This window comes from Kurthia sp. Dielmo, assembly GCF_000307285.2.
GTDB lineage: Bacteria > Bacillota > Bacilli > Bacillales_A > Planococcaceae > Kurthia > Kurthia populi.
The window spans coordinates 316,258-336,966 of record NZ_HE578957.1; the positions used below are offsets into that span (position 1 = coordinate 316,258).

The 20,709-nt window shown below is 41.0% G+C and carries 22 protein-coding genes and 1 pseudogene; 8 read left to right on the plus strand and 15 right to left on the minus strand.

Annotated elements, in window-relative coordinates; all coding sequences use genetic code 11:
- Positions 1 to 37: 37 nt before the first annotated feature.
- The 3 genes from KTHG_RS06460 to KTHG_RS06470 all read left to right on the plus strand — a co-directional run bounded on the left by KTHG_RS06460 (position 38) and on the right by KTHG_RS06470 (position 2,494).
- Positions 38 to 952, plus strand: a complete 915-nt coding sequence (locus tag KTHG_RS06460; RefSeq protein WP_139992309.1) for an alpha/beta hydrolase — start codon at positions 38 to 40, stop codon at positions 950 to 952.
- Between the two features lie 118 nt (positions 953 to 1,070).
- Positions 1,071 to 1,961, plus strand: coding sequence for a ferrochelatase (locus tag KTHG_RS06465; protein ID WP_139992311.1), 891 nt, complete (start codon positions 1,071 to 1,073; stop codon positions 1,959 to 1,961).
- Between the two features lie 59 nt (positions 1,962 to 2,020).
- Positions 2,021 to 2,494, plus strand: a complete 474-nt coding sequence (locus KTHG_RS06470) for an S-ribosylhomocysteine lyase (protein WP_126990224.1) — start codon at positions 2,021 to 2,023, stop codon at positions 2,492 to 2,494.
- A gap of 48 nt (positions 2,495 to 2,542) precedes the next feature.
- On the opposite strand, the gene KTHG_RS06475 is transcribed toward KTHG_RS06470, so the two are convergent.
- The 5 genes from KTHG_RS06475 to KTHG_RS06495 all read right to left on the minus strand — a co-directional run bounded on the left by KTHG_RS06475 (position 2,543) and on the right by KTHG_RS06495 (position 7,945).
- Entirely contained in the window at positions 2,543 to 3,151 is a 609-nt protein-coding gene (locus tag KTHG_RS06475; protein WP_139992313.1) for a flavin reductase family protein, read from the minus strand.
- Positions 3,152 to 3,223: 72 nt separating this feature from the next.
- A complete protein-coding gene (locus KTHG_RS06480) occupies positions 3,224 to 4,750 on the minus strand; it encodes a fatty acid--CoA ligase family protein (RefSeq protein ID WP_139992315.1) in 1,527 nt (508 codons plus the stop codon).
- A gap of 156 nt (positions 4,751 to 4,906) precedes the next feature.
- A complete protein-coding gene (gene rnz, locus KTHG_RS06485; protein ID WP_139992317.1) occupies positions 4,907 to 5,845 on the minus strand; it encodes a ribonuclease Z in 939 nt (312 codons plus the stop codon).
- Between the two features lie 8 nt (positions 5,846 to 5,853).
- Positions 5,854 to 7,080 carry a DNA polymerase IV gene (locus KTHG_RS06490; protein WP_139992319.1) on the minus strand — a complete coding sequence of 409 codons (1,227 nt, stop codon included), beginning with the start codon at positions 7,078 to 7,080 and terminating at the stop codon, positions 5,854 to 5,856.
- 34 nt (positions 7,081 to 7,114) lie between these two features.
- Positions 7,115 to 7,945: a helix-turn-helix transcriptional regulator gene (locus KTHG_RS06495; protein WP_139992321.1), complete on the minus strand. Its 831-nt coding sequence runs from the start codon at positions 7,943 to 7,945 to the stop codon at positions 7,115 to 7,117.
- A gap of 102 nt (positions 7,946 to 8,047) precedes the next feature.
- On the opposite strand from KTHG_RS06495, the gene KTHG_RS06500 reads away from it, so the two are divergent.
- Both KTHG_RS06500 and KTHG_RS06505 read left to right on the plus strand, forming a co-directional pair.
- On the plus strand, positions 8,048 to 8,938 hold the full coding sequence (locus KTHG_RS06500) for a DMT family transporter (protein ID WP_139992323.1): 891 nt from the start codon (positions 8,048 to 8,050) through the stop codon (positions 8,936 to 8,938).
- Between the two features lie 73 nt (positions 8,939 to 9,011).
- A pseudogene (locus tag KTHG_RS06505) lies at positions 9,012 to 9,704 on the plus strand (M15 family metallopeptidase); the annotation flags it as partial.
- Between the two features lie 309 nt (positions 9,705 to 10,013).
- Here the strand turns inward: KTHG_RS06505 and KTHG_RS06510 are convergent.
- The 5 genes from KTHG_RS06510 to mce form a co-directional block, all read right to left on the minus strand.
- On the minus strand, positions 10,014 to 11,135 hold the full coding sequence (locus KTHG_RS06510; protein WP_139992327.1) for a M20/M25/M40 family metallo-hydrolase: 1,122 nt from the start codon (positions 11,133 to 11,135) through the stop codon (positions 10,014 to 10,016).
- Positions 11,136 to 11,232: 97 nt separating this feature from the next.
- The gene (locus KTHG_RS06515; protein WP_126990233.1) at positions 11,233 to 12,390 is read right to left on the minus strand and encodes a hypothetical protein; all 1,158 of its coding nucleotides are present in this window, start codon (positions 12,388 to 12,390) and stop codon (positions 11,233 to 11,235) included.
- Positions 12,391 to 12,467: 77 nt separating this feature from the next.
- Positions 12,468 to 13,670: a D-serine ammonia-lyase gene (locus KTHG_RS06520; RefSeq protein ID WP_139992329.1), complete on the minus strand. Its 1,203-nt coding sequence runs from the start codon at positions 13,668 to 13,670 to the stop codon at positions 12,468 to 12,470.
- Positions 13,671 to 13,813: 143 nt separating this feature from the next.
- Positions 13,814 to 15,361, minus strand: a complete 1,548-nt coding sequence (locus tag KTHG_RS06525; protein WP_126990235.1) for an acyl-CoA carboxylase subunit beta — start codon at positions 15,359 to 15,361, stop codon at positions 13,814 to 13,816.
- Positions 15,362 to 15,382: 21 nt separating this feature from the next.
- The gene (gene mce / locus KTHG_RS06530; RefSeq protein ID WP_126990236.1) at positions 15,383 to 15,781 is read right to left on the minus strand and encodes a methylmalonyl-CoA epimerase; all 399 of its coding nucleotides are present in this window, start codon (positions 15,779 to 15,781) and stop codon (positions 15,383 to 15,385) included.
- Between the two features lie 401 nt (positions 15,782 to 16,182).
- On the opposite strand from mce, the gene prli42 reads away from it, so the two are divergent.
- Positions 16,183 to 16,278: a stressosome-associated protein Prli42 gene (gene prli42 / locus KTHG_RS21110; RefSeq protein WP_158620982.1), complete on the plus strand. Its 96-nt coding sequence runs from the start codon at positions 16,183 to 16,185 to the stop codon at positions 16,276 to 16,278.
- A gap of 140 nt (positions 16,279 to 16,418) precedes the next feature.
- On the opposite strand, the gene KTHG_RS06535 is transcribed toward prli42, so the two are convergent.
- The 3 genes from KTHG_RS06535 to KTHG_RS06545 form a co-directional block, all read right to left on the minus strand.
- A complete protein-coding gene (locus tag KTHG_RS06535; RefSeq protein WP_139992331.1) occupies positions 16,419 to 17,402 on the minus strand; it encodes an aromatic acid exporter family protein in 984 nt (327 codons plus the stop codon).
- Positions 17,403 to 17,482: 80 nt separating this feature from the next.
- The gene (locus KTHG_RS06540; protein WP_139992333.1) at positions 17,483 to 17,923 is read right to left on the minus strand and encodes a BrxA/BrxB family bacilliredoxin; all 441 of its coding nucleotides are present in this window, start codon (positions 17,921 to 17,923) and stop codon (positions 17,483 to 17,485) included.
- A gap of 66 nt (positions 17,924 to 17,989) precedes the next feature.
- Positions 17,990 to 18,199 carry a hypothetical protein gene (locus KTHG_RS06545; RefSeq protein WP_126990239.1) on the minus strand — a complete coding sequence of 70 codons (210 nt, stop codon included), beginning with the start codon at positions 18,197 to 18,199 and terminating at the stop codon, positions 17,990 to 17,992.
- A gap of 182 nt (positions 18,200 to 18,381) precedes the next feature.
- On the opposite strand from KTHG_RS06545, the gene KTHG_RS06550 reads away from it, so the two are divergent.
- Positions 18,382 to 18,792: a GyrI-like domain-containing protein gene (locus tag KTHG_RS06550; RefSeq protein WP_126990240.1), complete on the plus strand. Its 411-nt coding sequence runs from the start codon at positions 18,382 to 18,384 to the stop codon at positions 18,790 to 18,792.
- Between the two features lie 111 nt (positions 18,793 to 18,903).
- Positions 18,904 to 19,242: a hypothetical protein gene (locus KTHG_RS06555; protein ID WP_126990241.1), complete on the plus strand. Its 339-nt coding sequence runs from the start codon at positions 18,904 to 18,906 to the stop codon at positions 19,240 to 19,242.
- A 38-nt stretch (positions 19,243 to 19,280) separates the two neighbouring features.
- On the opposite strand, the gene meaB is transcribed toward KTHG_RS06555, so the two are convergent.
- Both meaB and KTHG_RS06565 read right to left on the minus strand, forming a co-directional pair.
- Positions 19,281 to 20,351, minus strand: a complete 1,071-nt coding sequence (gene meaB / locus KTHG_RS06560) for a methylmalonyl Co-A mutase-associated GTPase MeaB (RefSeq protein WP_126990242.1) — start codon at positions 20,349 to 20,351, stop codon at positions 19,281 to 19,283.
- Positions 20,351 to 20,709, minus strand: a 359-nt coding sequence (locus tag KTHG_RS06565; RefSeq protein ID WP_186439513.1) for a cobalamin-dependent protein, incomplete at its 5' end; no start/stop codon positions are given. The genes KTHG_RS06565 and meaB, both read right to left, overlap by 1 nt.

Here is a 20,709-nt window from a genome sequence, read left to right on the forward strand (position 1 = left end):
TACTGACGCTACAATCATTCGAAAAGGGGTTTTTCACATGGCATTACATCCAGGTTCCGTTGACTATATCGAGGCACATAAAGGCGTACAATATTACGAGCAAACACCTGAAGAAGCACGCCGCGAGCGCGCACTCGCACCAAAATTTAGCGTGCAGGTTGCAGGTATTCAAACGGTTGAAGATCGTGTAATCCCTGTACGTGACGGCGAAATTAATGTGCGAATTTATACACCTGAGGGCCAAGGTCCTTTCCCTGTCATTGTGTATTATCACGGGGGTGGATGGGTATTTGGTAGCCCCGAATATGCAGATGGCGGCTGCCGCTATTTAACTGCTGCAACACAGGCAGTTGTTGTAAGCGTTGATTACCGCTTAGCACCTGAATATCCTTTCCCTACACCTGTAAATGACGCCTATGACGCCCTTGTGTGGGTACATGAGCATGCAGCACAATTACATATTGACCAGGAGAATATTACCGTTAGCGGCGATAGTGCTGGTGGTAATTTGGCTGCGGTTGTTAGTGCATTAAGTGCCGATTATGATGGGCCGCCGATTAAACAGCAGGCACTCATCTACCCAGTACTTGATACTGATTTCACTGTAGCAAGCTATGATACTTTTGGTGAAAACTATGGCTTAGATAAAGAAGGGATGATTTGGTTTACAGAACAATATGTTGATGCCGCAAATCAGAAAAACCCACTCGTTGCACCACTTCAAGCGAAAAATTTTGCACAGCTACCACGTACACTATTAATTGCGGCACAATATGATGTGCTCGTAGATGAAGGAATTCGTTATATTGACAACCTCCAGCAAGCTGGTGTACCGGCACAACGCATTGAACTTGAAGGGCTCATTCATAGCTTCTTTAGTAAAATTGAATTTTTCGATACTGAAACGAAAAAAACAGCCGAGCTAATTGCCAAATTTTTAACACCTTGTTAGTTAAAAGAGACCTGTATATATGCGGTCTCTTTTTTAGTGCAATTCTCATATTTTAATTGATATTGATTATCACTTTCATTTATAATAGAAGAAATTTTTTAAAGGAGGAATTTTTTCTATGTTAGGGATTTTATTTTATGCTTACGGTGCGCCGCAATCCATTGATGATGTGCCCGCTTATTTTGAACACATTATCGGTCGTACACCACCCTCTCCCATGATGGAGAATGTTACACAGCAGTTTAAAGATTTACAAACAGCGGACCCAATCACGCTGTACGCACCACGCATCGCAGAAGCACTTGAAACGGTACTCAACCAAGACGGCGCGAACACGGTGCGTGTCTACAATGCCTATAAGCATACAGCACCATTTACCGATGATGCGATTCAAGCGGCACGTGCTGATGGCTGTACAGAGCTTTTAACGCTGACCGTCAACCCTATTTACTCCGCTTCAGGTGGCGGTAGCTTCCACGAAGAAGTAGCCGAAAAAGTAACAGATATGCCCGTTATACCACTGAAAAATTATTATGAAGCGGCATCCATTGTTGAAATGTATGCACGTCGTGTAAAAGCTGCCTATAATTTCTTACCACGTGATGCAACGAAAAAAGTGTTTTATACCGTACATAGTCAAATTGTTGACCCAGAGCGTAATGCGCCATATGTTGCGGCATTTGAAGCATTCGCGAAACTTGTATCCGAGCAGGCCGATGTGCCCGACTTTGAAGCGGTATATCGTAGCGGTCGTAAGGGTTGGTTAGACCCAGATGTGAAAGAGGCGATTCGTCGCGATACAGCTGCTGGCTTTGATGGCTTTGTGACATGTGAATTATTATCGATTGTTCCAGATATGGAGTCTTTCTTTGAAATCGGACGTGACTGCAAAGTATTATGTGAGGAATTACAAGTTGCTTTCGTTCAAAGTGAATTCATCGGCGATAGTTTTGATGGTATCATGGCCCTTGCCAATGAAATTAAACAGCTTCATTATGCAAAAATTTAGATATTTCAAATAATTAAGTGGTACAATAAAGTGGAATTGATCGTAAAGGGGATTTTAAAATGTCAAAAGATAAAACAAATGTCGAGAGCTTCGACCTAGATCACACAAAAGTGCAAGCGCCCTACGTACGACTTGCTGGTACAAAAACGGGACAGCATGGCGATGTCGTAACGAAATACGACGTGCGCTTCAAGCAGCCAAATAAGGAACATATGGACATGCCTGCACTCCACTCACTTGAGCATTTAACAGCTGACCGTATTCGCAATCATTCGGACCAAATTATCGATTGGTCGCCAATGGGCTGTCAAACAGGCTTTTATGTATCACTCATTAACCACGATGATTATGAAGATGTATTAACAATTTTAGAAGCAACAATGAAAGATGTACTAGAAGCTGACAGTGTGCCTGCTTGTAATGAAGTTCAATGTGGCTGGGCAGCAAGCCATAGCTTAGAAGGCGCAAAACAATTAGCACAGCAATTTTTAGATAAACGCGATGAATGGACACAAGTATTTGCCACTGAATAACGAGCTATCAAAAAGCAGCACGTGCGATTATGCACGTGCTGCTCTTATTTATTTCGGACGTGCGCGTGTAAAAATATCGCCAAGCTTCGCATAATGATTACCTGCTAAACGGCTCACGGCTTGTAGTCCATGCTCATCGACATAGCCTTTTTCCACATCATAATACGCTTCCTCTATATGAAAGCGCTCGACTTTTACGATAAATAAATCAAATGTCGGATATTCATCAAGTGTAACCGCTTTTTCAAGCGTACATTCCATACGAAACGGTGCCTCTAAAATTCCTGGTACATCGATTACCTCACTAGCTACTTCCGTTAAATTCGTCCGCGCAAGCTCACTGTCATTATAGGCTAAACTAGCGGCCGTTTCATTGATCATATCTACATTTTGCTCACTCGTTAAATGCACGACTAATTGCTTTGTCGCATAAATATTACGAGCCGTATCTTTTGGTTGCCCGTCTTTTCGTTGTACGGATATGGAGATTAGCGGCGGATTGGCTGATACAATATTGAAATAGCTAAATGGTGCCGCATTAACAATTCCCTCTGATGATTTTGTTGTTACAAAAGCAATGGGACGCGGAATAATGGCCCCTGTCATTAACTTATAATTTTCGCGTTCTGTACGCTCGTTTGGATTTATTGAAAGCATATCATCACTCCTTTATATCAGCATAACAAAAAAGAAGAGAGACAGCTATTTAGTTGTCCCTCTTCATAATTTTTAAGATAGTTTTTGTAGTTCGCGGCGCAAGATTTTACCGGTTGCATTTTTCGGTAGCTCTTCTAAAAAGGCAACGCGACGTGGCACTTTATATTTTGCTAAATGCTCACGGCAATATGCGATTACTTCTTCTTCCGTCAAAGCATCCTCTGTTTTCACAACATACGCCATAACAATCTCTCCTTGCTCTGGGTCCGGCATCCCGACCGCAGCAGCCTCGGCGATTGCTAGATGCTCATATAATACCTCTTCTACTTCTCGTGGGTAAACATTATACCCACCGACAATAATCACTTCTTTTTTGCGGTCGACAATGTAGAAATAGCCTTCTTCATCACGACGCGCAAGATCGCCCGTATGGAGCCATCCATCTTTTAGGGCCGCAGCTGTTGCATCTGGCATTTTATAATACCCCTTCATGACATTTGGTCCCTTCACGACAAGCTCCCCAACTTGTCCGACCGGCACTTCATGACCATCTGGGTCCACAACACGATTTTCGACATTGACGATTGATAGACCAATTGAACCTGCTTTATTTGGTCGGTCAATTGGATTGAAGCACGTCACCGGAGAAGCTTCTGATAAGCCATAGCCTTCACGAATCTTCACATCATATTTCGCTTCAAAATCATGTAATAATGCGACTGGTAGTGATGACCCGCCTGAAATCCATAAACGAACACTTTGCATATCTTCCTTGGTCGCACCAGGGAATTGATATAAGAAATTAAACATCGTTGGCACACCAGCAAACATTGTCGCATTATATTTTTTAATAATACGCGTCACTTCTGCTGGGCTAAACTGTGGCACAATAAGCAATGTCCCACCTTGAATAAGCGGTGCATTTAATGCCACTGTTAAGCAAAATACGTGGAACATCGGCAGTGTCGTTACAACGCGATCATCATGACGAATATCTAAATATTTCCCAACATCACTTGCGTTAGCATATAAATTATCATGCGTTAGCATCACACCTTTTGGCTTTCCTGTCGTGCCGGATGTGTATAAAATAATTGCCGTATCGTCACCGACTGTCTCGATATATTCTAGTGGATGCGTTTGTTGCATAAATGACATAAACGGAATAAACTTTTCAGCCACTGGACTCGTCGCCCAGCTCGTATCCGGTGTTGTTTCACAAATGATATATGTTTCCATATGCGTGCTATTCTCTAATTTTTCAATAACTGGCACGACACGGTCTAATGCAACAACCACACGTACATCGCCATCATTTAAAATGTATGAAATCTCATCCGCTGTGTAGATGGGATTAATCGGAATGACGGTAATGCCTGCACGGAATGCCCCATATAACGCCACGATATAATGCGGTGAATTCCCTAATAATAGCGCTATATGGTCCCCTTTTTGTAAGCCTAGATGCTGAAGTCCTGCTGCAAAACGACTAATCTGTGCATCAAGCTCTTGATACGTCGTTCCTTGGTCCATAAAAACATACGCATGTTTATCCGCACACTCGCGGGCTGTTTCCGTAAAACGCGTTGATAAATTCATGTTTGTTCCCCCTTATATGGAATGAATGGCTATTCACATTCCATATTATAATCCAATTTACTAAAAAAGGAAAACGAAAAATATGTATTAAAGAGAATTTTTTTGATTATAAAAGAAAAAAACGAGAAATGCATAAAATACAGTCCTCGTTTTTTATTATTTTTCAATTAACTGACGTTGATGCCATTCAAACGTGCAAAAGTCCGATACTAAGTATGTTTTTTCATGGATAGCACGCGCTTCTTTCGTCATGCGCGCTAAATCCTTCGCTAAGAAACGGGCGCTTAAATGATTTAACAACAAGGTACCAACACCTGCTTGCTGCGCAACCGTTGCCGCCTCTATATTCGTCGAATGACCATATTGGCGTGCAAGCTTTGCTGTCGCATGGTCAAATGTCGATTCATGCACCAAGACATCCGCTTGCTGTGCTAATGCTAATGCATTGTCACATTGGCGTGTGTCGCCTAAAATGGTCACAATAAAGCCTGGCTGCGGCTCGCTTAAAACATCGACACTACGAACAGCGGTCCCGTCTTCTAGTACAATGTCTTGCCCAGCTTTTAAGCGGCCAAGTAGCGGCCCCTTTGGGACACCAAGTGCAGTTGCTTTTTTAATATCTAGTGCCCCTGCTAACGGCTTTTGCTCGATACGGTAGCCGAAGCAAGGGACTACGTGATGTAGTGGCATCGCATGTACGATAAATTGCTCGTTTTCAAACACAATACCTTCCTCTACTTCAACAAATTCAAGCGGATAGGTTAAATGCGTGCCAGTGACATCATTTGTCATCTCTACCCATTCTTTCAATCCTTTTGGCCCGTAAATCGTTAGCGGTGTATCACCACCTAAGAAAGAGCGCGAGCCGATAAATCCTGGCAACCCATAAATATGGTCGCCATGTAAATGCGTCACAAAAATCTTATCAATTTTACGTGGCTTAATGGTCGTTTCTAAAATTTGATGCTGGGTTGCTTCGCCACAATCAAATAACCATATCGTTCCTAGTTCATCTAATAATTTCATAACGAGCGCACTTGTCTTACGCTCCTTTGAGGGCATTCCTGCACCTGTCCCTAAAAATTGTAGTTGCATTGTCGTTCCTACTTTCTATGATCATCTAAAAAATCTTTTGAAAAACTCGTTGGTGCATCATATGTCGATTTTTTCACACGTACACCACGCACAATAATATCTTGTCCAAATTTATCGCGTAATTCATTCATAATATTCATAACTGGCTCATCTCGCACATGGTCCGTAAATGTAAATAAATCGAGCTGTTCCATACGTTGCTGACGATTCTCGACCTGGCTAATACTGACGCCAACTAATCGTAGCGGCGCACCATTCCAGTGCTTGGTTGCGAGCTCTTTCGCCTCACGTGCAATATCATGCTGCTCATAAATTGCATTGACGAGCGTCTTACTACGTGTCGTCTGCTTCCAATCGGCGCTACGAAGCTGAATGGATATGGTTTTCCCTGCAAGATTTTTTGCTTGTAGGCGATTGGCTACACGCTGTGATAGCTGTGAAATCACGTCATTTAGCTTGCGCTCAGACAAAATATTTTCTGAAAGTGTTGTCGAATTACCAACAGATTTCGTATCATATATCGAAGTTGGGTCAACTGCACGATTGTCGATACCATATGCCTTTTCACGCATCCGTACACCATTTTTTCCAAACCAAGCACGCATATCTACTTCACTCGTAGCCGCTAAATCCCCAATTGTTTTAATATTGTGTGCCGCGAGCTTTTCTGCTGTACGCTTGCCAACGCCATGCATTTCAATAACTGGCTTAGGCCATAAAACAGCTTCAACTTGACGCTTTCGAAGTACGGTAATGCCCATCGGCTTTTTCATATCGGATGCCATTTTTGCTAAAAATTTATTTGGCGCAATGCCAATTGAACACGGCAAATCAAGCTCCTTTTTCAAGCGCTGTTGAATGTCCTCAGCAAGATTTAACGCATCTGCTCCGTGGACAATCGCCGTCACATCCATATAGCCTTCATCAATCGATACCGGCTCTACCAAATCCGTATACTCCCGTAGTATCGTAAACATCGCATTCGATGCGGCGCGGTACCGCTCAAAATTAGGCTTTAGCATAATCAATTCCGGGCATTGCTTACGCGCTTCTGTTACGCGCATCGTCGTATAAACCCCTCGTGCACGCGCTTCATAGGAACATGTCACAACAACTCCTCGCCGCTCTTTTGGGTCACCACCAACTGCAATCGGTTTGCCTTTTAGCGCTGGATTAATTGCTTGTTCAACCGATGCATAAAAACAGTTCATATCAATATGGAATAAAATGGCCATAGAGATTCCTCCCGAACTTTTGTTCTTATTTTTATTATAACATTTGAAACTGCTTCGGTGTAATATCATATGCTTCTTTGAATTTTTGAATAAAATAGCTTGCACTTGAAAAACCAATTTCTAGTGCAATATCCGTTACGGCTTCATCTGTATGCTGCAGTAATTCCCTACTTTTCTCTAAACGATACTTTAAAATATATTGAAAAGGGGTCATCTGAAGCGATTTCTTGAAGAGACGAATCGTTTCACTAGTGCTTAAATACACGACGCCCGCAAGTTCATTAAGCGTTAGCTTCTCCGTATAATGGATATGAATATACGCTAGTAGTTCTTTTAAGCGCTCATCAAATGCCGGCTTTGTCACGCCTTTTTCAGCATGTGTACAGAGCAAATGAGCGACTTTAACAAAATCATCGTAAATGGTAAATTCATCGTCGCTCGCCATTGCATGTGCGATGATGGCTAAACATTCCTGTTGCCATCCATCATCTGTTAGTAATACATATCCATGCTTTGGCCCACGTTGTTCAAAGCATTGACGTAAAAAACGCGGCAATAAATCTGGTTGAATATTCCAACAGCGGTATCTCGCGTCGTCCGTTAGCGCATACGCTTCATGCACAACGCCTGAATGAATCCACAAACCTTGACCCGCTTCAATCGTATGTACATCTCCTTGAACATGCATTTCGACACTGCCCGCTTCAACAATTTGCATTTGCCATTCATCATGCCAATGAAGTGGTATATAGCCTACGCTATTTGCGACAATCAACGTATTATAAACAATCGATGGAAATTCTGGGTTGTCATACAGTACTTGTTCCTGACCGAAAGGATTAATCGGGATATTACGTCGTTGCATGTTGCTCACCTCAATATCTTGATAGTTTTTGCGGATAAACCGCTATTTTTTCCGTTATCATTCCATTATAGTCGATATATCTTGATAGAAATAGGTGATAATGTGAGGAATCAACGATTTCTTGGTATCGTACTCGCGCTAATTGGCGCAAGCTTATGGGGATTAAATGGTACGGTGTCACAATATTTATTTCAGCATCAGCATGTCGATGTCAACTGGTTTGTGACCGCCCGCTTACTCGGGGCAGGTGTTATTTTACTCGGTTTACAATTAATTCGTAAAAAGCCGATTATGGCGGTTTGGCATTATAAGAAATTCGCACTTCATTTAGTATTTTTTAGTATCGTTGGTATGCTTGGTGTGCAATATTCCTATATGGCGGCAATTGCGTACGGCAACTCTGCTGTCGCAACGCTACTACAATATACGGCACCCGTTTTTATTATCTTGTATTTAATTTTTTCTCGTCAGCAACCTTTTTTACGTATGGATGTTCTGATGATTATCGCTACACTTGTTGGCACATGGCTTTTGTTAACAGGTGGCTCTCTCGCTAATTTTTCGGTGCCGATGTCAGCCATTATTTGGGGCCTTATCTCGGCTGTAACGTTAGCATTTTATACACTGTATGCAAAAACGCTACTCGCGCATTTTTCAGCGCTTGTCGTTATCGGTTGGGCAATGCTCATTGCCGGCATTGGTATGAACTTTATTCATCCGATTTGGGCGGTCGGCACGATCGATTTTACATGGCAAACCAATATTGGCCTGTTCTTTACTATCTTCTTTGGTACAGCCATCGCATTTTGGTTTTTCTTCCAAAGCGTTGGATACTTATCGGCTAAAGAATCTACCTTACTCGGTACAGTAGAACCATTAATGGCGATTTTTAGTAGTATTATTTGGCTTGGTCTCGCATTTTCCGGTCTACAAATGCTCGGTGCGGCTTTAATTCTTGGCATTGTATTAATTATTTCATTAATGCCCAAATAAACTGTAACTTTTTGCTACACTTTCTCGTTAATTACTATATACTTAGTAACGAATGAGTTTTAGGAGGAGAAAGATGAAGAAGCTTGCATTAGCACTTGTCGCCATCGTTCTCGCTCTTGTTGTTTACAGTGTCGTATCAGCTACACAATCGACCGAAGAAGTGAAAAAAACTGTGCCAAAGAAACCAACAACACAAACGGTTTCTGTTACAGCCGATGACATTTCAAAAGGACAGCTTGTACTCATTAATGCCGATCATGAAGTCAATGACAAAGCAGTTCCGGAAGATTTAGTAACCTTATCGAAGCATCCAAAGCTTATTAAAAATTTTACAACAGCAGATGATTCGATTAAGATTTCTCGTGACATGCTAAGCGCTTTTCAGCAGATGATTCACGATGCGAAAAAAGACAATGTCACACACTTTGTTATCAATAGCAGCTATCGTTCGAAAAAGGTTCAAGCAGAACTTTACCGTACGAAAGGTGCAGACATTGCACTACCAGCCGGTGCGAGCGAACATAACTTAGGCTTATCAATGGATATTGGTTCAAGCCTTGGTTTAATGGAAAATGCAGAAGAAGGTAAATGGTTAGCAAAAAATGCCGCAAAATATGGCTTTATCTTGCGCTACCCTAGCGATAAAACGGATATTACAGGCATTCAATATGAAGCTTGGCATTTCCGTTATGTTGGCCTACCACATAGTTTAATTATGCAAAAGCGTGATTGGGTACTAGAAGAGTACATGAACTATTTGAAAAAGCATGACGCATTAAAAACAACAGTAAATGGCATGACGTATACGATTGAACATCATGATGTAAAAGCGACGGGCACAACAACAATTGAAGTGCCACTTGAACAAAGTTACACCGTTTCTGGCGATAACGATCAAGGAGTTATTTTAACTATTTGGAACCCACAAGAAGAACCACAACAACAAGAAGCGGCAAATCAAACAACGACGACAAAGAAACAACAATAAACGCATAAAAAACCCCAGAATCCGCTTCGTTTAGCGACTCCTGGGGTTTTATTTATAATATTTTTCCAAGTAGTTTGCGTTAAAAAATTAGTTTGCAGTTGTTGTTACGTTAACGATTGCTACTAATAAATCAGCTAATTTTTCTAATTCTTCTACTGGAATACGTTCGTTTGTTGTATGAATAAATTCATAACCAACCGCTAAGTTGACTGTTGGAATGCCGTAGCCTGCGATAACGTTTGCATCACTACCGCCACCTGATTGTGCTAATTTTGGTTCGCGACCGATAGCACGAGCTGCTTGTTGTGCAATTTGTACAACAACATCTTGCTCTGTGAAGCGGAAACCAGGGTACATATTTTTCACTTCTACCTCAGCAGCGCCGCCCATTTCTTTAGCTGCCTCTTCAAAAGCAGCTTTCATTGATGCCGCTTGTGCTTCTACTTTGTCTTGATCCAATGAACGACATTCTGCTAATACCGTTGCTTCGTCCGCCACGATATTTGTTGCTTTACCGCCTTCAAAGCGACCGATATTTGCTGTTGTATCGCTATCGATACGACCAAGTTTCATACGTGCAACGGCTTTAGCTGCAATTGTAATTGCTGAAATGCCTTTTTCTGGTTCAACACCAGCATGTGCTGTTTTACCTTTTAATGTGGCAAAGATTTTTGTTTGGTACGGTGCTGCGACAACAATTTCACCAATTTTGCCATCTGAATCAACTGCAAAGCCATATTTTGCATAGACTTTTTCATGGTCTAAGAATTTCGCGCCTTCAAGGCCTGACTCTTCACCAGCTGTAATGACATATTGAATGTCACCATGTGCGATTTTTTGTTCTTGAATGCGACGTGCAAGCTCGATTAATGCAGCAAGACCTGCTTTATCATCAGCACCTAAAATCGTTGTGCCATCTGAATAGATATAGCCGTCTTCTTTAATGATTGGTTTAATTCCAACGCCCGGAACAACAGTGTCCATATGGGCTGTGAAGTAAATCGCATCAATGCCCTCTGTGTTGCCTTTTAATGTCGCGATAATATTACCTGATGCATGGCCGTTTTTCGTATCGGCATCATCTACATAAACATCAAATCCTAGCTCTTTTAAAATGTTTTGTAATACAGGTGAAATTTTTTCTTCATGATACGTTTCTGAATCAATTTGTACTAATTCTAAAAATTGTTCTACGATTCGACTATTCAATGGTAAGACTCCTTTATATTCAACCTAGCATGTCCTGTTAGGCTTGTAGCTATGCTACGTTTCCACGTATCACTATACCACAAAATCCCTATTTTCGTTACTTTTCGCGCCCCATTAAGCGGTTTTTGCTGAGCGCATTTTTAATAATGGCGGTGCATTTCATCATGCCACCGTCTTGTTTACTTTTTTGACGTGTATAATCTTTTGCTAGCGCATGTAAAAATTGACGTACGCGTGGTGAATCCTTGCCTTCTTCGATTTGATGTTCAAAGCAATAATCGTTGAAGAATAAGTTTAAATAGCGCTGATTATTCGCAAAAATGAGCGGCTCTTTTTCACCATATAGGCGCGCATTTTCCTCATTGATAAAATCAATAATGCCTAGGACCGTTGCTGTTGCCCCTTCGTAAAGGGATAAGTAATTACGCAGTCCCTCTTCAAGCGTACATTGTAGGTGATAGACGCGAATCGCCTGTAATGCACGTTCAATATCTACATTCGGGATATAAATATATTTCATGCCCATAATGTGAATATTTTGCTGTTCTTCAACTATCGATTGATTATGCATTAATAACTGATAAATTTGGTCAAATTGCTCATAGGATAATAGCGCATAGGCATCTAAAAAGCGCGCGACATCACCTTGAATATCTTGACTAATTTCTTGCATTTCTTGCGCTAATAAGAAATTATTAAATGTTGTTAACTGTTGTTTTTCTACCGGTAATAGCGTAGGCATTAATAATTTCGTTTCACGAATAAAGCGCATACCCGATAGCTCGACATCGCCTTCATGGAAATAAAAAGCACGTGGTTGACGCGATTCTATTTCTTCTAATGTCATATGTACGTCTGTGATGTCTTCTTGAATGTGATTGTAAATATCAATGGCCACACGTGAGAAAATAAATGTTAGATTACTGCCTTCAAATGGACAGCTTTCATCTTGATAATGTTTATAATAAAAGAACACAATTGTTTGGAAAAAGTCATAGGCATTGCCTAGTGGGACCTTTGTAAACTGTGCAAAAAACTCAATGGCACGTGCATTAAGTGCTCGCTGCTCCTTCGTCTTACCATCTAGCAATTCATTGTAAAAATGAATCGTTTCGATGACATCGATATATGGCTTATCAACGCGAATATCAATATAGCGATGATCGAGCTCAATTGCGATAGCATGTCCTTCTCGTTCAAGCGTTACTTGAGGCTCTTCTTCTTGTAAACGTTTTTGTTTATTCCAAAAGCTCATCCATGCACCTCCTGTTGTCATTCCTTCATTCATCTTTTTCTATTATACAAAATAATACAGTACCTGCCCTCGTTTAATTATATAAAATCATGACTTTTTTCTGTAGCGGGTACTAAGCCACCGCCTGTTGCCCATACGAGATGTTGTGCTGTCGGATAACGTGATGCTAGTAAAACAGCACCTTCAAACCCTGCTGCTGCAGACGGTTCCACATAAATGCGTTCAGTTGTCCATAGTAGCTGTTGTAGCTCGCGCAGTCGTGTATCTGACACTGTTAGCACCCCATCTAGTAGCGGCTCCATTAAACGGCCTACAAAGCGCGATGCACGTCCAACAGCTAAACCATCTGCAATCGTTTGATTTGTTAGGCCAATATCTTCTACACAAATAGCATCATGCTTGCCTGTAGCCATACCAAGCAACATACAAGGCGATTCGACCGGCTCGACCATAAAACATTTCACCGCTGCGCCAAATTGTGCCTTCAAGCCATAAATAACGCCACCTGGCCCGCCACCGACACCACATGGAATATAGACGACAAGTGGTGACGCTGTAGTTGGTTTTTGTGGCAATTGGCTTACGAGCCGACGTGCAGCGACGGCATAGCCTGCAAATAATTGCTGCGAGTTTTCATCATCGATAAAATGACTATATGTGTCGTCCTCTGCTTGCTTGCGCCCTGTTTCAACTGCTACGCTATAATCGCCTGCATGCTCGACGACTTGAACACCTTTTTCTCGCAGCATATCCTTCTTCCACTGCTTAGCATCATGTGACATATGTACAACAACTCGAAAACCTAGCTTCGCACTCATCATACCAATCGATAAGCCAAGATTACCTGTTGATCCGACAACAATCGTATGGTTTGATAGCTCATCAATGATTGCTTGCTCTGCAAAAAGCGTATACGAATCTTTTGTCGTAAGTAGTCCTGCTTGTAGCGCAATGGACTCGGCAAGTACCAATACTTCATGTATACCCCCGCGCGCCTTAATAGAACCACTTACTGGTAAAATATCATCACGTTTTACGAAAAGAGATGCCTTAAACTGGTGTCCGAGCTGTTCGAGCGACGCAAGTGGTGACTCAATGATGCCATTTGTCGCGCTTGTTTCCGGAAAGGCGAGCATAAAATACGGCGCAAAACGCTGTAATCTTCGCTCTGCCTCATCAATTAATGCGGCATCAAATAAAAATGTCGTTGGCTGCTGTTCCACTTGTGGATTGTCCCAAATGACTTGCTGCCGTTGCTGTAATTGTTCAATAATTGTCATAAAACCCCTCCTACTAGTTAGTATACGAAATTTTAATACGCATGTCCTTTTTTACCATATAGACTAGCGAGCTAAATGTTTTATTAATTAAATAAAAAAACATCGAACCTACTAAGAGGCTCGATGTTTTACGGCGATTCGACTTATAGTGGAATATTGCCGTGTTTTTTCGCTGGACGATCTTCTTTTTTGTTGCGTAACATTTCAAGTGATTGCATTAACTTAATACGTGTATCACGTGGATCAATCACGTCATCTACTAAGCCGTAGCTCGCTGCAACGTAAGGATTTGCGAATTTTTCTTTGTATTCTTCGATTTTTTGAGCGCGCAATGCTTCTGGGTCCGCTGATTTCGCGATTTCACTCGCATGGATAATGTTTGCGGCACCTGCGGCACCCATAACAGCGATTTCAGCGTTTGGCCAAGCGAATACCATATCTGCACCGATTGCTTTTGAGTTAAGTGCCACATATGCACCACCGTAAGCTTTACGCAGAATAACAGTAATTTTTGGTACAGTTGCTTCTGAATATGCATAAAGGATTTTCGCACCGTGACGAATAATACCGCCATGCTCTTGTTTAACGCCTGGGAAGAAACCAGATACGTCTTCAAATGTGATGATTGGCACATTGTAGGCGTCACAAGTACGTACAAAGCGTGCTAATTTATCAGATGAATCGATATCTAAACCGCCTGCTAGTACTTTTGGTTGGTTACATACAAGACCTACTGATTCACCATCGATGCGTGCAAAGCCGACTACGATGTTTTTCGCGAAGTCTTTTTGTACTTCCATAAATGTACCTGGGTCAGCTACTTGTTCAACCACTTTACGTACATCATATGCCTTTGTTTGATCCGTTGGTACGATATCTAAAAGCTCTGGACGTTCGTGGTCTTTTTCATTAAATTCAACACGCGGTGCTTTCTCTGTGTTGTTTTGTGGTAAGTAGCTTAATAATTGCTTGATTTGGTCGATTGCTTCTTGTTCGCCAGGAGCTCGGAAGTGAGCATTACCGCTTACTGCATTATGTACTTTCGAACCACCAAGACCTTCAGCAGAAATTTTTTCACCCGTTACTGTTTCAATAACTTTTGGACCTGTGATAAACATTTGAGATGTTTTATCAACCATTAAGATAAAATCTGTGATGGCTGGAGAGTACACTGCACCACCAGCACATGGTCCCATAATTACGGAAATCTGAGGAATCACACCTGAGAAGATTGAGTTGCGGTAGAATACTTTACCGTAACCATCAAGTGATAATACGCCTTCTTGAATACGTGCGCCACCTGAATCGTTAATGCCGATGAATGGTGCGCCATTTTTCGCTGCTAAATCCATTACATTCGCAATTTTGTTGGCGTGCATTTCACCAAGAGCGCCACCAAATACTGTGAAGTCTTGAGAGAATAAATAAACTGGACGGCCGTTTACTTTACCATAACCTGTTACAACACCATCGCCAGGGCCCTCTAAGCCTTGCATACCGAAGTCTACTGTACGGTGTTGTACGAATGGATTGATTTCTACGAAAGTACCTTCGTCTAGTAATAAATCAATACGTTCGCGAGCTGTTAATTTACCTTTAGCATGTTGTTTTTCAATGCGGGCGTCACCGCCACCCATTTCGATTGTGCGTTTTTTATCATATAATTCATTAATTTTATCATACATATCCATAGTTTCTGATTGCTCCTTTTCTTAGCCTCGATCTACTAATTCATAAAGAACACCGAAAGATGATTTCGGGTGAATAAACACTACTTTTGCGCCGCCAGCACCAATTTTAGGTTGTTCTGAAAGGAGGCGTGCACCTTCTGCTTTCATACGTTCCATTTCTTGTTCAATGCCTTTGACTTTTAATGCAATATGGTGAATTCCTTCGCCACGTTTTTCTAGATAGCCGTGAATCGCAGATGACTCAGAAAGCGGTTCCAATAACTCGATATGCGTATTGCCGCCATCAAGAAAAGCAACCTTCACTTGTTCTGATTCTACTTCTTCGACTTTCTCCAAGTTCATGCCTAACACATCAGTGTAATATGCAATACGCTCGTCAATATTTCGAACGGCGATGCCAATGTGATCTACATTCTCCACGAGTCCCCAACTCCTTTTTGTTGTATAACACAAGTGTAACGAATTTCTTTAAAATCCTCTACTGAACCCCTTCATTTGAAAATTGATAGAAAATTTTAAATCATACAAATGTATATCCTTATGTTAGCTTAATTCTAAAAAAAATCTAGTTTTATCGTAAAAAAGAGCATTTTTTGTTTTTTATGCACTATTTTAGAGCCATGTTTTTGCAACATAGCAACCACATGTGCAAATTTTCAGTTTTTTTAATCTGTACTATAACTATTTTCCATCGTTTCTCAAAAGATTTTTTATTTACATTATTTATTATTATTTTCAACTACTTCTTTTCAACAATTAAACTTTGCGAATAAAATAAAGATTTGGTACACTATGGTCAACAGAGTGAAGGAGTCGACGTTATGAGCAATAAGAAATTCCAAAAAGCGGTTATCATTTTAATGGCTGTCATTATGGTCGTATCTACCGTTGCATTCGGTTTAACGATGTTACTGTAATCATTCAAACCCCGCTACTACAAAACACTGGGCCAATAACATCCTATCCCCAGCAAAAAAACATGAGCATAACAAAAGAAGGAACCGCCAACGCGCGGTTCCTTCTTTTTTGTGTGAGCTGATAATCAAACGATTCACCCTTAATTAAAAACAGGTTTGCCCTTTTTAATTTTTAAGCCTTTAAAGTTTTGCTTGATTGATAAATATTGATCCATTTCCTCAAGAAATTGATACAGTGAGGCCATCGCCACAAACTCTTCATGCGTTTGTGGCAGTGGTAGCTCCTGAAATTCTTTCTTCACTTGAGATAACTTTCCACGATATTTTACAGCCGTATTCCCTGAGTGCACATTATTCGATAAATCATCCATAAATTCGGCAATCACATGTGCTTGTGTCACAATTGTTGGCAGATTGGTGATTTTCGGCAAAATACGCTCAATAATTTCAAGCTGCTGCTCTCGAATATCAAAATAGCGATAAAACAAGTTTTCTTTACGTGTGATGTGATTTTCAACATCTTGGTAGGCAAGGGATTTCCCTTTATTGACTGCCTCTGTAGCAAGCAATAACTCACGCCCATTCCAATTCGTATCCCCTTCACGTAAATATTTAGCAATTTCACTAAAAATCGTACTATAATTTTTTTCAATTTCGATACGATATGTATTTAATTCGCGCTCAATATCCGGCATTTGCATATTCACAAGGAAGCCAACCCCAAACCCAACAAGCATAATGAGTAATTCATTTTCAAGCAGTGCCAGTGTAAAATGCTGTTCATTAAAAATATGCAATAAAATAACGGATGATGACACAAAACCGGGCGTTACTTTTAGCATTACCAAAATAGGTAATAGAAATAGCACGAGAAGTCCTAAAACCAATGCGTGGTAGCCTAGAAACGTAAAGAACACATAACTCATCGCGAGCACGAGGAATGAGGCAACAATGCGCGTATAAATCGCATGAATTGATTTACGTTTCGTTGTTTGAATACTTAAGATTGTTAAAATACCTGCGCTCGTATAGTATTCTAAATTTAAAAAAGCAGCGAGCCAAATGGCAAGTGCGACGCCAACTGCTGTTTTGACAGTCCGAAATCCTATTTTAAACTTTCTCATAATCTACCCCTCCTGCATTCAAAATGGCTTCAAACGCACAAAAACCGCGCCTATGCACGGTTTCTGAATTTCGCTCATAATTACATTTCTTCGCAATAATCTTCGAAGTAGCCTTGTAAGTTTGTCACAACATTTACAGGGTCGTGACCTTCGATTTCATGACGAGGAATTTCAGCAACGGCTTGACCATCTTTCATTAAGACAAACGATGGAGATGATGGGATATGGTCCTCACCAAATAGCATACGTGCCATTGCTGTTGCTTCTTTATCTTGACCCGCGAAAACTGTCACAAAGTGATCAGGACGTTTTGGGTAGTTTTGTGAATAAACAGCTGCTGGACGTGCGATACCGCCTGCGCAACCACATACTGAGTTCACCATAAATAATGTTGTTCCCGGTTGTTTTGCTGCTTCGTCCACTTCTTCTGCTGTGCGTAATTCTGTATAACCATTCTCCGTTAACTCTGAACGGCATTGATTAATCATTGATTGATATAATAAATCGTATTCCATTGCCATATTAATTAGCCCCTTTCACTATCTTCATCTTACTATAACAGCCTCTGCACTCGATTTCAAAGGTTCCTACTTGGAATGAGTGTGGTTCTTATTATTTTTATCGTAAAATACCATTGCGACAATAAATAGCGTCATGACAATGAACACAAGTGCCGCATAATGTGGCTGATAACCGTATACCGGATAGCTTACGAAGAGCCCGAGTAATGAGACGACAGCAATCACGGTTAAAATTTTGGCGACATCATGAAATTGCATATGTTTTTTTGTTGTCATCCTTCAAAACTCCTTTAAATTTCTATAAGTGCCTTTATTTTAACATGCTCAAATTCACTTGAAAATGAATGTTTTTTAATTTTTTAAATATTACGAGAATTATTCGAAAATTAAAGGCTTCTACGTTATAATGAACATAAGGTGCATGCACCGATGATTTTGGAATAGAAAGGATGAATTTTATGCAAACACGTATTGAAACGATTGCCGACGAAGTGCTTCGCGGCTTAAACGTTTATGAAGGAAGAATCGCTGATATTTCAGAGCAGTGGCAAGAGCTTGCGGATGTATTAGACGATTATGAAGTAAACACGGATGTACTCTATGGTGTTTGCATTTCATTTACCGAAGATGGCATCGATTATTTAGCAGCTGTCAAAGAGGAAAATATGCCAAAAGAGGTAGAATCAATTGCGGTGCCGATTCCAAGTGGACGCTATCTTGTAGGTACCATTCATCAGCTCAACGAAATTGAGCCGACATTCCAGGCACTCCATAGCCATCAAGACTATACGCATCGCCCAGGTATTAGTTTTGAAAAATACATCGGCAAGAACTTAGACCATATTGAAATTTGGGTCCCCGTTGAATAACGGCCCTAGATAAGGAACAGGCATACTATATGCCTGTTTTTTTACGGTATAAAAGCCGCAATAGAACCTAGTAGGCATGAAAACGTCCTCTAAAAAAAGGAGGGCTTCCGCGTGAAAAAAATAATGCCGATCATCGGCGTACTTTGTTTAGGTATTGCCTTATTTCTGTCTTCCTACGCCTCTGAAACGAGGCCAGATGCCATTCATATGAAACAAATTACGCTAGATAAAGATACGCTAAGTATAAAAGCAAATTATACCGACAACAGCGCGCATTTCAAGCGCTACACGTATCATATCGATGGTGATACACTCTATATCGAAATACAATCGTCGCATTTCGTTGGTGCGGACACCATCGACTTTACACTGAAGGATAAAAAATTAAAAACCATCCACACCGTTTATTTAAAAGATAAGACAAACGAGAAAAAAATTTATGCCAAATAAAAAGAGCTTCTCACAACGTGTTGTAAGAAGCTCTTTTTCTATGGTTTAAACAGTGTCTCAATTCCTTGAGCAACGGTTAAATTCCCTTTTAAAATTTCTTGCTCTAAGCTAGCGACAGTATCCTTACGACCTGCTGTGGCATAAAAATCATCGACTAATTTGTCTAAAATCATTTGGCGGAACCAGTCGGTCGTTTGACTGTTGCGTCGCTCATTCCATACATGGTTTTCAAGCGCCGTTTCCTTAAAATCATCTAGCGTCTTAAACACCTTATCAAAACCAGTCTTTTCATAAGAAGAGGCCGTTAGTGTACGAGTCGTCCAGCCTGGTGTTGCTGGCTGAAGTAGATGCAAGATTTGTTTGTATTCCATTGCTGTTTTCTTAGCATTTCGAAGATTATCACCGTCTGCTTTATGCACTAAAATGCCATCTGCAAGCTCCATAATCCCCTTTTTCATGCCTTGTAATTCATCACCTGCACCGGTTAATACAAGCAATAAGAAGAAATCGACCATATTACGTACAGCCGTCTCACTTTGTCCAACACCCACTGTTTCAATCAAGATAATATCATAGCCTGCTGCCTCACAAAGGAGCATCGTCTCACGTGTTTTGCGGTGCACACCACCGAGCGTACCAGCGGACGGACTTGGACGAATAAACGCATTTTTTTCACGCGATAATTCCTCCATACGTGTCTTATCTCCTAAAATACTGCCGCCTGTGACACTTGATGACGGGTCAATAGCAAGCACCGCTACTTTGTGACCTTCATCACAAAGCATTTTACCAAACGTTTCAATGAACGTACTCTTGCCGGCTCCAGGTACACCGGTAATGCCGATGCGGATACTATTTCCTGTATACGGCAATAAACGTTTTAAGAGCTCTTGACCGAGCACCTTATCGTCTGTATTTGAGCTTTCGAGTAACGTAATGGCTTTCGCTAAACGAATCCGATCGCCTGCACGGATATCCGCTACCGCAGCATCGAAATCAATTTCTTTTTTCTTTCGTCGAACGAATTTACGACGTGTTGTCGCCTGCATGCCATCATGACTAGCTGCAACCCCTGGCTGGACAAATAACGCCGACTTTTTATCGTTCATTATTCAGCCTCGTACCCTAATTGTTCGTAGATTAGCTCAATAATTTTTTGAGAAGCGATTGGCAATACAGTACCAGGGCCGAAGATTGCTTTTGCACCGCTTTCGTATAAGAAATCATAATCTTGTGCTGGCACAACACCACCAACGATGACAATAATATCTTCGCGGCCTAATTTTTTCAGCTCCGCGATTAATTCTGGTACAAGTGTTTTATGACCTGCTGCAAGTGACGATACACCGACAACATGTACGTCATTTTCAACAGCCATAACTGCTGTTTCTTCTGGCGTCATAAATAATGGTGAAATATCGACGTCAAAGCCAAAGTCTGCGTAAGCTGTCGCAACAACTTTCGCAC

What these genes read in the sequence shown, in the direction of transcription:
- KTHG_RS06460 (WP_139992309.1), top strand. Translation starts at nt 38, where the DNA reads ATGGCATTACATCCAGGTTCCGTTGACTATATCGAGGCACATAAAGGC.
- KTHG_RS06465 (WP_139992311.1), top strand. Translation starts at nt 1,071, where the DNA reads ATGTTAGGGATTTTATTTTATGCTTACGGTGCGCCGCAATCCATTGAT.
- KTHG_RS06470 (WP_126990224.1), top strand. Translation starts at nt 2,021, where the DNA reads ATGTCAAAAGATAAAACAAATGTCGAGAGCTTCGACCTAGATCACACA.
- KTHG_RS06475 (WP_139992313.1), bottom strand. Translation starts at nt 3,151, where the DNA reads ATGCTTTCAATAAATCCAAACGAGCGTACAGAACGCGAAAATTATAAG.
- KTHG_RS06480 (WP_139992315.1), bottom strand. Translation starts at nt 4,750, where the DNA reads ATGAATTTATCAACGCGTTTTACGGAAACAGCCCGCGAGTGTGCGGAT.
- rnz (WP_139992317.1), bottom strand. Translation starts at nt 5,845, where the DNA reads ATGCAACTACAATTTTTAGGGACAGGTGCAGGAATGCCCTCAAAGGAG.
- KTHG_RS06490 (WP_139992319.1), bottom strand. Translation starts at nt 7,080, where the DNA reads ATGGCCATTTTATTCCATATTGATATGAACTGTTTTTATGCATCGGTT.
- KTHG_RS06495 (WP_139992321.1), bottom strand. Translation starts at nt 7,945, where the DNA reads ATGCAACGACGTAATATCCCGATTAATCCTTTCGGTCAGGAACAAGTA.
- KTHG_RS06515 (WP_126990233.1), bottom strand. Translation starts at nt 12,390, where the DNA reads ATGAGCTTTTGGAATAAACAAAAACGTTTACAAGAAGAAGAGCCTCAA.
- KTHG_RS06520 (WP_139992329.1), bottom strand. Translation starts at nt 13,670, where the DNA reads ATGACAATTATTGAACAATTACAGCAACGGCAGCAAGTCATTTGGGAC.
- KTHG_RS06525 (WP_126990235.1), bottom strand. Translation starts at nt 15,361, where the DNA reads ATGGATATGTATGATAAAATTAATGAATTATATGATAAAAAACGCACA.
- prli42 (WP_158620982.1), top strand. Translation starts at nt 16,183, where the DNA reads ATGAGCAATAAGAAATTCCAAAAAGCGGTTATCATTTTAATGGCTGTC.
- KTHG_RS06535 (WP_139992331.1), bottom strand. Translation starts at nt 17,402, where the DNA reads ATGAGAAAGTTTAAAATAGGATTTCGGACTGTCAAAACAGCAGTTGGC.
- KTHG_RS06540 (WP_139992333.1), bottom strand. Translation starts at nt 17,923, where the DNA reads ATGGCAATGGAATACGATTTATTATATCAATCAATGATTAATCAATGC.
- KTHG_RS06545 (WP_126990239.1), bottom strand. Translation starts at nt 18,199, where the DNA reads ATGACAACAAAAAAACATATGCAATTTCATGATGTCGCCAAAATTTTA.
- KTHG_RS06550 (WP_126990240.1), top strand. Translation starts at nt 18,382, where the DNA reads ATGCAAACACGTATTGAAACGATTGCCGACGAAGTGCTTCGCGGCTTA.
- meaB (WP_126990242.1), bottom strand. Translation starts at nt 20,351, where the DNA reads ATGAACGATAAAAAGTCGGCGTTATTTGTCCAGCCAGGGGTTGCAGCT.